At 54.6% G+C, this 12351-nt stretch carries 12 protein-coding genes; all 12 read right to left on the reverse strand.

Translation table 11 applies throughout. The features are described 5' to 3' along the window. Nucleotides 1-5: 5 nt before the first annotated feature. Nucleotides 6-392: a hydroxyisourate hydrolase gene (gene uraH / locus ACR9FF_RS16465; protein WP_201008942.1), complete on the reverse strand. Its 387-nt coding sequence runs from the start codon at nucleotides 390-392 to the stop codon at nucleotides 6-8. Nucleotides 393-397: 5 nt separating this feature from the next. Then, nucleotides 398-1357: a factor-independent urate hydroxylase gene (pucL, locus tag ACR9FF_RS16470; RefSeq protein WP_435163084.1), complete on the reverse strand. Its 960-nt coding sequence runs from the start codon at nucleotides 1355-1357 to the stop codon at nucleotides 398-400. Between the two features lie 15 nt (nucleotides 1358-1372). Beyond that, complete coding sequence (gene uraD / locus ACR9FF_RS16475) at nucleotides 1373-1873, reverse strand: 2-oxo-4-hydroxy-4-carboxy-5-ureidoimidazoline decarboxylase (RefSeq protein ID WP_127495140.1); 501 nt, start codon at nucleotides 1871-1873, stop codon at nucleotides 1373-1375. Further along, a complete protein-coding gene (locus ACR9FF_RS16480; protein WP_435163086.1) occupies nucleotides 1848-2381 on the reverse strand; it encodes a (2Fe-2S)-binding protein in 534 nt (177 codons plus the stop codon). The genes uraD and ACR9FF_RS16480 overlap by 26 nt, the downstream gene beginning before the upstream one ends. Continuing rightward, complete coding sequence (gene pucD / locus ACR9FF_RS16485; RefSeq protein ID WP_435163088.1) at nucleotides 2378-4687, reverse strand: xanthine dehydrogenase subunit D; 2310 nt, start codon at nucleotides 4685-4687, stop codon at nucleotides 2378-2380. Before pucD ends, ACR9FF_RS16480 begins: the two co-directional genes overlap by 4 nt. 33 nt (nucleotides 4688-4720) lie before the next feature. Further along, nucleotides 4721-5614, reverse strand: coding sequence for an FAD binding domain-containing protein (locus tag ACR9FF_RS16490; RefSeq protein ID WP_435163090.1), 894 nt, complete (start codon nucleotides 5612-5614; stop codon nucleotides 4721-4723). 17 nt (nucleotides 5615-5631) lie between these two features. Continuing rightward, a complete protein-coding gene (locus ACR9FF_RS16495; RefSeq protein WP_317981967.1) occupies nucleotides 5632-6561 on the reverse strand; it encodes an ABC transporter permease in 930 nt (309 codons plus the stop codon). A gap of 16 nt (nucleotides 6562-6577) precedes the next feature. Beyond that, on the reverse strand, nucleotides 6578-7699 hold the full coding sequence (locus tag ACR9FF_RS16500) for an ABC transporter permease (protein ID WP_435163093.1): 1122 nt from the start codon (nucleotides 7697-7699) through the stop codon (nucleotides 6578-6580). Beyond that, nucleotides 7696-9243, reverse strand: a complete 1548-nt coding sequence (locus ACR9FF_RS16505; protein ID WP_127495146.1) for an ABC transporter ATP-binding protein — start codon at nucleotides 9241-9243, stop codon at nucleotides 7696-7698. Before ACR9FF_RS16505 ends, ACR9FF_RS16500 begins: the two co-directional genes overlap by 4 nt. 143 nt (nucleotides 9244-9386) lie before the next feature. Continuing rightward, complete coding sequence (locus ACR9FF_RS16510; RefSeq protein ID WP_127495147.1) at nucleotides 9387-10544, reverse strand: BMP family ABC transporter substrate-binding protein; 1158 nt, start codon at nucleotides 10542-10544, stop codon at nucleotides 9387-9389. A 179-nt stretch (nucleotides 10545-10723) separates the two neighbouring features. Next, a complete protein-coding gene (locus tag ACR9FF_RS16515; RefSeq protein ID WP_435163096.1) occupies nucleotides 10724-11326 on the reverse strand; it encodes a nucleotidyltransferase family protein in 603 nt (200 codons plus the stop codon). Then, a complete protein-coding gene (locus ACR9FF_RS16520; RefSeq protein ID WP_435163098.1) occupies nucleotides 11247-12332 on the reverse strand; it encodes an XdhC family protein in 1086 nt (361 codons plus the stop codon). Before ACR9FF_RS16520 ends, ACR9FF_RS16515 begins: the two co-directional genes overlap by 80 nt. Nucleotides 12333-12351 lie beyond the last annotated feature (19 nt).

The raw sequence follows: 12351 nt of genomic DNA on the forward strand, positions 1-12351 counted from the left end.
TTTGTTCAGCTTCCGCGGTAAGTGCTGTAGCCGCCGGGAGCGACAAGCAGCGGGATATGATAATGGGAACCGGCATCCGTTACGGAGAATCGGATCGGAATCCGGTCGAATACCGGTTCAGAATCGAGAATATGGCGTCTCTTCTCATCCCGGAAGTAGTCCCCGGCGCAAAAGACGATTTCATAGACGGCGGCCAGCATCTCCTCGCTGCCTAGCAGCGGGGCATCCAGCCGTCCGTCTTCGTTGGTGGCCGCCGACCGCAGCAAGATGCGTTCCTCGGGCAACGCGGAGCTTACGTCTGACTCGATCAGGTAGAGTTCAACTTTAATGCCTACGGCAGGCTTGCCTTTCGACGTGTCCAGCACATGGGTTGTAATGCGTCCGCCGCTCATAGGCTTCACTCCCCGTCCGAAGTCAGATCTTCTTGCGTCATCGTAAAGCCTTGGAAGCCAAACGGCGGGCGAGGTTCGGTATAGACGCCGGCCGGATCGTTCTCGGTGTTGTCCACGATCGTCTCCCAGGTCCGGTTATTCGACTCGAATCGGACTTCGGCCAGCTGCGGGAAACGAGTTAGAATCCGGCGGCCGACATGGTAGATTAGGAACTGAATGGACGGAGATTTCATTTCATGGAAGACGTTATGGGTGATGTCCCGAATTTGCTCGGCAGGAACGTAACGTCCTAGCCCGGCATCCACGGCATCGTCTGCTTGATCGTATTTCCAGAAGATGTCCAGAAAGATGAACAACGGACGGTCGTAGCTCTCGGGCAGCGTTGTATATTCGTCGCGGACAAAGCCGTAGAACGAGCTTCCGCTCACCTTGATCAGCTGCAGATCGGTAATGGCGCATTCATGCGAATCAATACGGGGAGCCCCGTCTTTCCGGACCAGCTTCATTGAAGCGCTGGCATGATCGTTATGCGAACGGCGGTAGACAAGCGAGCTTGGCTCCAGGCCAGAACCTGCTTGAGAGGTTACCTCCAGCGTCTGGAACGGGATCCGGTTCGCGCTCAGCTCCACGGCATCGATATGGGGGTAACGGTCCATAAACTTCCGGCTGATAAACGCCAGCAAGCCTTCCGTTGTGCTGCCTTCGTAAGCGGCCGTGTTGCGCAGAATAAAGTTTTTCATCGAGTCGGTAGCCACGACTAGCGAGTTATCGCCTTCGGTAAACGAAGTGAGGAGCTGTTCGCCGCTAACGGCAAACGTTACGTTATGGGCAAAGATGACATTGCTGTCACCGGTATAGGCGGATTCGGGAACGGCAGATACGGATAACGGATTAGCATAAGTGCGGTAAGTGAGAACATCGCCTTTACCATAATAGAGAGTACGACCGCTTCGGAGTTTAAGCATGAATACCAATCCCTTCTATTCTGTAATAAGATCGTGCAGCCGGAATTTCGTAATGCGGGCGATTTGCCATAAGGCCTCGTCGGCTTCTTCTTCCAGGCTGTTGTTGATTCTTGCTTCCATAGCGGCTAAAATATCGGATTTATCCTTGCCGCGGACGGCCAGGATAAACGGAAAGCCGAACTTGCCGGTATATTTGCGGTTGCTTGCCGTAAATACCTCGAACTCTTCCGGCGTCAGCCTGTCGAGTCCCGCTCCCTGCTGCTCCTTCGTCGAATAATCGCCAATCTTGATTCGGGTAGCCAGATCGGGATGTTCACGGAACAGCTTAAGCTTGGTCTCTTCCGAAGAATGAACAACCGCCTTCACCATGGCGTCATGCAGCTCATCCACCGATCGGAAGGGGCGGGCGGCAAAGGCGGATTCGGCTACCCAAGGCGAATGCTCGAAGATAGCGCCAAGCGCTTCGACAAAAGATTCCTTCGGCATTTCGTTAATCGCGGATAGATTCAGATTCATAGGCTTCCTTCCTCCACTCTATCGCTTTTTGTACGGCTCTCTTAATACCTCCGTAGCCGGTGCACCGGCATATGTTTCCTGATAACGCTTCTTCGATCTCAAGCGATGTCGGATCCGGATTATGATCAAGCAGCGCTTTGACCGAAATAATCATTCCCGGCGTGCAGTAGCCGCATTGGAATCCGCCTTCCTCGAGAAAAGCTCTCTGGATCGGATCGATGCCGCCGTCTTGCGCCGAGACTCCTTCAATGGTTGTAATAGATTTGCCCGAGCATTGATAGGCCATCGTAAGGCAGGAATTAACGGGAACGCCGTCCACCATAACCATGCAGGCGCCGCATCGGCCGATTTCGCAGGAACGCTTCGCCCCCGTCATCCCCAGGTCATCGCGCAGCACATGAAGCAGCCGCTTGGCCGGCGGTACGTTCAAGCTCGCTTCATGACCGTTAATCGTGCACGGAATCGAGCTTGCCGCAAGCGGGGTAACAGACTTTGCCGAATCTTTCATTCTCCGCTCACCGCCTTGTCTAGGAATGAATCAAAAGATTGCGCGAGCAGCAGCTCCGAATCTATTGGAAGCTTAGTCACCCGAACGCCAACTGCGTCATAGATGGCCGCGGCGATGGCCGGTGCCAGCGTTACGGATCCTACCTCGCCAATGCCGCGGGGACCGTAATTGTCCTCTTCCGGCAGCTCTTCAATCGGCTGAACGTCAATGGTGCCTCGATGTTCCGCTATCGTTGGGACCAGGTACGTATCCAGGTTTTTCGTCAAATATTGTCCGCCGCTCATAACCGCGTCTTCCGTAAGGGCGAAGCCGATGGCCATGCTGCTGCCGCCTTCGATCTGCCCAAGAAAGCCTTGCGGGTTGATCACCGGCCCGGCTGCTACCGCATGGTATTGATGCAGCACCCGGACTCGGCCGGTCAACTGATTTACCTCTACCTTTACGGCAACCGCGGAGTACGTATAGAGGAAATGGGCGCCTACCTTTTGCGTGTCGGAGGTAGGGAAATGAAATTGCGTTGAACTGGTAATCGGTTCCCCGCAAGCTGCCGCGAGTGCCGGATAGCTCATGAGACATTTCGGATTGTCAGGCTCGGGGCTGGCTTCGATCGCGTAAACGCCGCCTTCACCAAACCTCAGCCGGCTTGCGGGAAGCTGCAAAATATCCGAGGCTTTGCCGAGAACGGCGTCTTCGAACAGCGGCCGCAGATTTTGCAGCGACTTCCACATCATGCTTGTGGCGCGGGATGCGGTGGTTGATCCGCTCTCCGGCACGATATCCGTATCGCCGATAACGATTCGGATATCCCCGGAGGCGAAGCCGAACTGCTCAATCAGCATTTGTTCCAGGGAAGCGATCAAGCCTTGCCCGAATTCCTCGTAGCCGAACACCGCTTCGATCTTGCCGTCCGCAGTCAGCGTTAATCGACCGCCGGCCGGATCGGGAATCCCGAAGCCTAATCCCGCTCCATGCATCGTAAATGCCGCTCCGATTCCCGTACGGATCCACGGTTCGTCTTGCGCTGCCTTGGCCGCCGGATTGCTGCGCTCCTGCCAGAGCGGGCTGGAAGTCATCGCGGCAGAGACTTGTTTGGCGCCTTCCGTCAGGGCGATGGGCTGGTCAAACGGGCCGGGATCATCGCTTCTCCGCATATTCCGGAGCCGGAGCTCCCATGGATCCATGCCAAGCTTTTCCGCCAGCCGGTCGAACTGTCCTTCCAAGGCAAATATCGCCTGATTGCCTCCAAAGCCACGGAACTCGCCCGACATTCCGTTGTTCGTGTAGACCGAGAAGCCTTCCACGTCCAAGTGCTCGTACCGGTAAGGACCAATCACATGCTCCACCGCGAAGTTAAGCACTTCCGCGCCAAGCGTGGCGTAAGGACCCGTGTCCGCGATAATTCGGACTTGGTGGGCAATCAGCCGGCCGCTGTCGTCTACGCCGGTCTTCATCGTAATTTTCATCGGATGCCGCTTGAGACCGGCCCGAACCGATTCCCATCTGGAGTTATGAAGCTTTACCGGACGTTTGGTTATCCGGGCGAGCAGCGCTCCATAGGGCTGAACGTTAAGCTCGTCTTTTCCGCCGAAGGAACCGCCGATTGGGCTGGATACGATCCGAATCTCGCTTTGCGGAATCGCTAGAATGCGCGCCAGCTGCATGCGGTCCATAAAGCCATGCTGGGTTGGCGAATAAACGGTGAGCCGTCCGTCTTCTCCCGGGATAAACAAGCCGCCTTCCGTCTCCATGTACGTATGCATCTGGCGCGGCGTATAATAGGTTTCTTCTACGACATGGGCGCAGCTGTCAAAGCCTGCAGCAATGTCGCCTCGCTGGAATCCGTTCCGGTGAAGCAGATTGCCTTGCGGGTGAAGCTGCGGCGCCTCGTCGGTAAGCGCGTATTCCGCATCCTCCACAATCGGCAGCGGTTCGTAATCGACCTCGATTAACCGAAGAGCATGCTCGGCAATCTCAAGGGTATCCGCCGCTACGGCCGCAACCGCGTCTCCGACATACCGCACTCGGTCCTCGCATAGAACAGGCTGATCGGGATGAGCGATTCCGAACCGGTTAAGACCCGGTACGTCTTTATGGGTAATGACGGCATGCACGCCATCCAATGCCGCAGCATGCTCGGTTCGAATAGCCGTAATCCGCGCATGCGCATGAGGACTTCTCAATACACGGCCAATCAACATATCCGGCGCTGTCATATCGGTCAGATAAGCCAGCTTGCCGGTTACTTTATCGGGTCCGTCGGGACGAACACGCCAGCGAGCCCCGCTTCCTTTTTTGTTCAAGAGCATAGTTGACCACCCGTCCTCTCTTTAAGAGCTGCATTACTTTGCCGCTTTCCACAATTCCGAAGCAATCAGATTCGCCGCAGCTTTCTTCCGGTAACTGACCGGGACAAAAGCATCTCCTTTCGGCTCGTAATGCTCGAGAATCATGGAATAAACCTCAGTAATGGTCTTCTTATCGGCCGGCTTCCCGGTCAAAAATTGTTCCACCGTCTCCAGACGATGCGGGATGGTCTGCCCGCCGCCAAGCGCGAGCCGCACATCGCCCAGCCGGTTGTCCGAATCGAGCTGTATGCTGAATGCGGCGGTTACGACGGAAGGGGTAAAAGCATCTCTTCTGCCGACTTTATGGTAAGCGACGAATCGCTTCGTATTCGAATTCAAGGTTGGCGGTGTCAGCGCAACCGAGAGAAGCAGACGTTCTTTCCAGACCGGATGCACCGCCGCGGTGGACAGCCATTCCGATAAAGACTCCTCAAGCCCGCTTGAGCCGTCGTGCCAATGCAGCACCGGATCATAAACGAGCAAGGCCGGTATCGAGTCGCCCACAATCGACAGTACATTGCCGCCGATCGTTGCCAGATTGCGGATAGACGGTGCGGCGATGCTGCGCGCTGCTTCCGTCAGAAGCGGGAAACTCGCATTTACAAGTAGGCTGGTTCGTATTTCCGATAGTGTCGTCATGGCTCCGAAGCAGACTGTTCCGATCTCGCTGTCCGTCCGTGGTCCATGCAGTTCTTGAATTGCCCCGATGTCGATCAGATGGTTCGGCATGGCCGCCAGCCCCGATTCCCATTGCGTGCGCAGCAGCGTGCCTCCTGCGGTGAACACGCCCTCAGCTCCAAGCGTTGCCTTAAGCTGCCAAGCTTCCTCGGCGGTTGCCGGATGCCAGACGAAAGGTGCTTCCGCCACTCCTTGTGCATTTGCAGCCATAACGCCATCCCCTTCCGTTAAAATCTTTGTTCGCGAATATACGGTGTACCCAGCGACTCCGGCGAGCCCGAAGGCTTATTGCGGTTGCGCCAGCCAAGGAACATCAGAACCAGAATCGTTACAATGTAAGGAATCATCTTCAGGAAATAGGATGGAATCTCGCTTCCGATCAGTTGAATGCGGAAGCCGATGGTGTCCAGCGCGCCGAAGAAGTAAGCGCAGAACAGAGCGCGGACCGGATTCCATCTTGCGAAAATAATGAGAGCCACGGCGATCCAGCCTCTGCCTGCCGTCATGCCTTCAATCCAGGTTGGCGAATACACCATCAGCAGATCCGCGCCGGCAAGACCGATCAGCATGGAGCCAATGATGATATACCCGTAACGGAATGTTTGTACCCGGATCCCCATCACGTCAGCCGTTGGCGGATTATCGCCAATCGCTCTTAGATGAAGGCCCCACGAGGTGCGGTGAATGTATAAGTGCAAGACGATAACGAGAATAAAGCTGAGCCAGGTTAAAATATCGAGATGAGCGAATATTCCGCCAATTACGGGTACATCTTCAAGCCAATTCAGGTTTACCTTCGGAACCGCGCCCGCTACCGGCTGTCCGGTAATGCTTTTGCCAAGATAAGCGCTAAGTCCGGTTCCGAATAACGTTAAAGCCAGGCCGCTGACAATCTGATTGGCCCGAAGCGTCACGCACATAAAGGCATGGACGATGCCCAGCACCGCGCTTATCGCGCAGGCGGCCAGCAGGGTTAAGGCCAGGCTGCCGGTATGCAGGTATGTCATACAGGCTATGACGGCCCCCATCAGCATTAGACCTTCCGCGCCGAGCTGGATAATGCCTGACCGTTCGATCAGGATGCCTCCAAGCGTGGCGAATAAGAGAGGCGTGCCGGAAGAGATGGCTGCTACAATGATTTGAACGAATATATCCATGGTCTACACATCCCTTCTACGCGTTTCTCCGGATACGGAATTTGCTGGCCATGCTGCCTGCAATGAGGAAGAACAGGATCGCCCCTTGGATCATGGACGAGATGGAGGACGGAAGGCCAATCGTTTGAACGCTAAAGCCGCCCACGATAAGTCCGCCGAACAGGAACGATGAAACGACAAGACCGAGAGGATTCAACTTCGCAAGCCAAGCCACGATAATCGCCGTATACCCGTAGCCCGGTGATATTCCGTACATGAGACGGTGAGTGACGCCCGATACTTCCGCCATTCCGGCGAGCCCGGCCATTCCGCCGCTAATCAGCATTACGAGCAGAATATGGCGGCTGATCTTGATGCCGGCGTTTTTCGCCGCTTCCGGGTTCGCGCCAATCAAGCGAAGCTCGTAACCCCAGCGGGTATATTTCATCAGGAAGGCGTACAGAAGAACAGCAACAATGGCAAACACGAGACCAAGATGCAGCCTTGTATCCCCAAGCACCGGAAGCGACTGCGCATCCGTGAATACCGGAGTACCCGGGAAATTAAAGCCTTTCGGATCCTTCCAGGGACCAAAGACGAAGTAATTCAAGGCCAGTAAGGCCACATAGTTAAGCATGAGAGACGTAATCAGCTCGTTTACCTGGAAATACGTCCTTGGAATTGCAGTCAACAGTCCCCAAATCCCGCCGCCTAGTATACTGAACACGACCATCGCGGGAATCACGAGGTATACGGGCATATTCGGAAAATAGACCGTTACCGCCGTCGCCGCCATCGCTCCGGCGAGAAACTGCCCCTCCGCCCCGATATTCCAGACCGAGATGCGGTAAGCAATCGCAACCCCGATACCGCACAGGAGAAGCGGGATGGACTTCACAAGCGTTTCCGTTATGCCGAATGAGGTTCCGAACGCCCCGGTAATCATTTTCGAATAAACCGTAATCGGATTCATGCCGTTAGCTGCGATAAAGATACCGCAGAAGACTAGAGCAAGCAGGATAGAGACGATGGTCATCCACCACGGGCTTTCTTTTCTGGACGGATCCAGCTCGATTCGAAGAGACAGCAGCTTGCTGCGGCGTGTTGGTGTATCCGGTTGTTCAATGGCTAAAGCGCTTTGTACAGGCTGCTTGCTCATACGACCTTCTCCTCCTCCGTGTCATCCGTTTCCCGAACGCCGGCCATGTATAAGCCGATCTGTTCGCGGGTCGCTTCCCCTCGCGCCAATTCGCCGACCATTCGGCCGTTATAGATTACTAATATGCGGTCGGAGAGCTGCATAACCTCATCGAGATCTTCCGAAATAAGAAGGATGCTTTTGCCTTGTCCGCGCATCTCCGTAAGTAACCGGTGTACGCCTTCCGTTGCTCCGACATCCAGCCCTTGCGTAGGGTGAACGGCCACCATAAAGAGCGGGTCCTGCTCAACTTCCCTGGCAAAAAGCAGCTTCTGCTGATTGCCGCCGGATAGCTGTCTTACAGGCGCATCCAGCCCCGGGGTTTTAACATCGAACTGCTCTACCAGCGACTGCGACCAGCTTCGGTTCGCCCGCGAGCGAAGGAAGCCGAAGCGGGAGCGATCGCTTGTGCGGTAGGATTTGAACAGCAGGTTGTCGACAATGCCCAGGCTGCCGGCAAGACCGCTCTTCATTCGGTTCTCCGGCACATGGGCGATACGGGCTTCGATCGCTCCGCGAACCGAAGCGTTCTTCAGCGGACTGCCGTTAAAGGTAATGCTGCCTTTGCGCCATGCCCGAAGTCCTGTCAACACCTCCGCCAGCTCCTTCTGGCCGTTGCCCGCTACGCCCGCAACCCCAACGATCTCGCCTTCATGGACCTGAAATTCCATCTGGTTCAAAGCCTTTCTTCCATGATCGGCATATACATCAAGCTGATCAACGATCAGGAGCGGCTTGCCTTTCGGACGGCTGGCAAGCGGCTTTTGAACGGTCAGCTCCTTGCCAACCATTAACCTCGCAAGCTCGCGTTCGTTCGTCTCGGTTTTCATCATCGTATGAGTGAGTTTGCCTTTCCTCATAATCGATATGCTGTCGGAGATCGCCATAACTTCCTTTAATTTATGAGTCGTAATCATAACGGTCTTGCCTTCCGCCTTCATCTGCGCAAGCGTAACGAACAGCTGCTCCGCTTCGCCTGGCGTAAGAACCGACGTTGGTTCGTCCAGAATAATCAGATCGGCGCCGCGATACAGCGTCTTGACGATCTCCACCCGCTGCTGCTCGCCTACGGACAGCTGCCAGATCGGGCGGTCCACCGGGAAGGTTAGCCCGAATTTGACCGCTATCGCCTCAATCTCCTCCTGCTTCTTCTTCATCCAGCCCGGGCCGCGCCAGAAGGAGGATTTCTCGCCTAAAATAATATTCTCGGCAGCCGTTAAGGTCTGAACGAGACGAAAGTTTTGAAACACCATCCCGATGCCAAGCTTCATGGCATCCTTGGGCGAGCGGATTTTCACCTTTTCGCCTTGGATATAAATTTCGCCGCTGGTTGGACGATAGACGCCGGACAGCATGCACATCATCGTGCTTTTGCCGGCTCCGTTTTCTCCTAGCAAGGCGTGAATCTCTCCTGCCTTCGCCTTGAAATCGACCTGGTCATTCGCGACAACGGAGCCGAACTGCTTGACGATACGCTGCATTTCTACGGAGTAGGTTTCGAGCATTCCGCTTCCTCCTTAAAAGAATTGTCACACAAGTGGGCTACTTTCTAGCCACTTGTGATTATTTAGGATAAGATGGAGGCCAATAAATCAACAAATCCCTTTAGCAAGGGATTTGTTGATCGGCCGTTTTGGCTGGCTCAAAGCTATTGAGGAATGGTTCCTTCCACGCCTTTGACGAACCAGTTCATCTCCAGAATTTGCTCCAGGCTCATCGTTTGGCCCGCTTCCTGCTTGGCTGCGCCGGATGCATCGGTGATCGGACCGCTGAATACGTCCAGCTCGCCGCTGATGATTTTCGCTTTTGCATCCTCTACCAGCTTCTTCACGTCGTCAGGAATGCTAGGTCCAAGCGGAGCGAGGCCAACCATGCCGTCCACCATATCGCCGGAGAATTGCTCGCTCTTCCAGGTTCCGTCGATCACGGATTGCACGACCTTCGTATAATAAGGGCCCCAGTTCCAAGTCGGGTTCGTTAAGTAAGCATCCGGTGCGTAACGGGTCATGTCGGAGTCGTTGCCGCCTGCCAGCGCGCCGCGTTCGGCAGCTGCCTGCAGAGTTGCCGGGGAATCCTGATAAGCAAGCAGGACGTCCGCGCCTTTATCCAGCAAGCTGATCGCCGCTTGGCGCTCTGCCGTCGGATCGTACCAGGTGTTGCTCCATACGACGTCTACTTTCGCGTCCGGATTAACGCTTTGAATGCCAAGCGCAAAGGCATTGATGTTATAAATAACTTCGGGAATCGGGAATGCGCCAACGTAACCGATGACATTCGACTTCGTCATTTTCCCTGCCGCTATACCTGTCAGGTAGCTGGCTTCATAGTTTTTGCCGAAGTAGGTGCTCATGTTGTCCGCCGTTTTGTAGCCGGCCGTATGCATAAACTTTACGTTCGGGAACTTCTTCGCCACATTTAGCGTCGGATCCATGTAACCAAAGCTTGTCGTGAAAATAATATCGTGGTTTTGAGCCAGTTCCGTAATAACGCGTTCAGCGTCCGCGCTTTCCGGTACGTTTTCCACCGTGTCAGCTTTAATGCCAAGCTTCTCTTCCATGTACTTCCTGCCGTTATCATGCTCGAAGGTCCAACCGCCGTCTCCGGGAGGTCCAATGTAAACGAAAGCGACCCGCGGCAGCTTCTTGCCGCTATCTGTTGCCGACGGCTCTGTAGATGTCTGTGTATTGCCGCCGCTTGCCGTTTCGTTTGTTTTGTTATTGCTGTTACTGGAACAAGCAGATAAAATAACGACCATAAATACGAGCAATGCCAACCCCACTGTACGTGCTTTTGCAAAATGTTTCATATGGTTCCTCCCCAACTCTCTATCATCATCATGACCAACGGATGATGTAGTCTCAATATACTTCCGCGTAACCAACACGTCAATATATCTAACATGAGATTGGAAAGACAGATAAAATAACAAAAACTCATTGTGCATGATGCACGTCTGATGACATCTATGTAACAAAAGATCACATTTTATCTCCGGCCTCGGATTTGGCGGTATCGCCTAACTGCCTGCCCAAGACTGTCCTCATCATCTACATCAAGCAGCAATTCAGCAGCCTCTTCGCCGAATTCAACGATTTCTCCGGTATAATCCGGGGACGCAAACAGCTTGCGCGCTCCCATATCCCCTTTCAAACCCCGAAGCGCCTTATACATGGTATAACGGATAACGGCAGGAGGCATAACGACTCCCCGCATAGAGGATGCGGCAAAATCCAGGCCCGGATTATCCTCCATAACAACAAGAAGACGCCGCACCATAGCAGCCGTGACAAAAGGTTGGTCGCCAAGCCCAATGACGACAGCATCGGGAACCGGCAGGCTGGATAGTGCGGCGTCTACACCGGCACGAATGGAATAAGACATGCCGAGACTTGCTTCTTCGCAGACGACGATATTTAATTGAGGTGCGTATAGCGAGCTTTCCCTAATATCCTGCAGCCATGTTAACGGATCATCCGGACGGACCACAAGGTGTATCCGTCCGATTCCGCTAGCCAAGAGAGCACGAAGCGCTAGACTGCCGAGCGCTACGCCCGGCGAAAGCTCGAGCGGCAGCTTCGGCTTGCCCATTCGGCTGCTCTGTCCTGCTGCCAAATATATTGCGGATAGGTTCATGCCGTTCCTCCTTTTGCCGATCGGCCTTTTGCTTATTCCGCCATTGATATCGCAAAGCGATTAATTCCGCGGCAATACTGACCGCAATCTCGTAAGGCCCCTCAGCTCCAATCGATAATCCGATAGGAGCCTTCACGTTAACAGGCGGGGCATCCCCATCAAACAGCAGGCCAATCCGCTTGGTTGAACCCATTACTCCTATATACTTTGAGTTTGACGTTAATGCCCATTCGATCATTTCCCGGTCGTAACGGAGATGATGGCTGCAGACGATAACCGCAGCCTCGGCATCCAGAAGCAGCATTTCTTTGAGCTGCTCCGGCGTGCCGAGATAATTCTCGGCGTCTGGATAAGCAGCCAGCAAACGCGGACGCCAGTCCGCGACAATAACGTGAAAACTGCTTTGCGCCAAGAGCTGATAGATGGGAACGGCATCCGGACCTGCGCCAAACAGAATAACCCGTTGCCTATTCGATAAATGAAGACTAAACTGCCAATCGTAACCGGACTGACCGGAAGGCAGCGGTATAACCTCTTCCGCCGAAAGCTCATAACAGAGCTCTTCTCCCTTCAGCCTGCGCACAAGCTGAACCTCCCTGCCTCTATCGAGCAGATCCAGAGCATCCGTCAGAATGGTCCGGAGCGTTCCTTCTATCGGCTCAAGAAGCACGCGGATAACTCCGCCGCAGCCAACCGCTTCTCCCCAGATGGGATCGTCGTCCGGGTCCATGTTATATTCCGCAATCTCATACCGGTTTGTTTCCCAAATGGAGGGAACCCGCTCCAGGAGATCGGATTCGATACAGCCCGGACTAACCGTTCCGACGGTATCACCGCTTAGCGGGAGAAGCATGGCTGCTCCGGCCTTACGATATGCGTGCCCCTCAACCCCGATAATGGTTGCCAGGACTGCCGGCCGATCAAGCCGCCGGATCGTTCGCAGGATGTTAATCATGTCCATCGGCAACCCCTCCTGATAG

Source organism: Paenibacillus glycanilyticus, from assembly GCF_051200795.1.
Taxonomy (GTDB): Bacteria; Bacillota; Bacilli; order Paenibacillales; family Paenibacillaceae; genus Pristimantibacillus; species Pristimantibacillus glycanilyticus.

What these genes read in the sequence shown, in the direction of transcription:
- uraH (WP_201008942.1), bottom strand. Translation starts at nt 392, where the DNA reads ATGAGCGGCGGACGCATTACAACCCATGTGCTGGACACGTCGAAAGGC.
- pucL (WP_435163084.1), bottom strand. Translation starts at nt 1,357, where the DNA reads ATGCTTAAACTCCGAAGCGGTCGTACTCTCTATTATGGTAAAGGCGAT.
- uraD (WP_127495140.1), bottom strand. Translation starts at nt 1,873, where the DNA reads ATGAATCTGAATCTATCCGCGATTAACGAAATGCCGAAGGAATCTTTT.
- ACR9FF_RS16480 (WP_435163086.1), bottom strand. Translation starts at nt 2,381, where the DNA reads ATGAAAGATTCGGCAAAGTCTGTTACCCCGCTTGCGGCAAGCTCGATT.
- pucD (WP_435163088.1), bottom strand. Translation starts at nt 4,687, where the DNA reads ATGCTCTTGAACAAAAAAGGAAGCGGGGCTCGCTGGCGTGTTCGTCCC.
- ACR9FF_RS16490 (WP_435163090.1), bottom strand. Translation starts at nt 5,614, where the DNA reads ATGGCTGCAAATGCACAAGGAGTGGCGGAAGCACCTTTCGTCTGGCAT.
- ACR9FF_RS16495 (WP_317981967.1), bottom strand. Translation starts at nt 6,561, where the DNA reads ATGGATATATTCGTTCAAATCATTGTAGCAGCCATCTCTTCCGGCACG.
- ACR9FF_RS16500 (WP_435163093.1), bottom strand. Translation starts at nt 7,699, where the DNA reads ATGAGCAAGCAGCCTGTACAAAGCGCTTTAGCCATTGAACAACCGGAT.
- ACR9FF_RS16505 (WP_127495146.1), bottom strand. Translation starts at nt 9,243, where the DNA reads ATGCTCGAAACCTACTCCGTAGAAATGCAGCGTATCGTCAAGCAGTTC.
- ACR9FF_RS16510 (WP_127495147.1), bottom strand. Translation starts at nt 10,544, where the DNA reads ATGAAACATTTTGCAAAAGCACGTACAGTGGGGTTGGCATTGCTCGTA.
- ACR9FF_RS16515 (WP_435163096.1), bottom strand. Translation starts at nt 11,326, where the DNA reads ATGGGCAAGCCGAAGCTGCCGCTCGAGCTTTCGCCGGGCGTAGCGCTC.
- ACR9FF_RS16520 (WP_435163098.1), bottom strand. Translation starts at nt 12,332, where the DNA reads ATGGACATGATTAACATCCTGCGAACGATCCGGCGGCTTGATCGGCCG.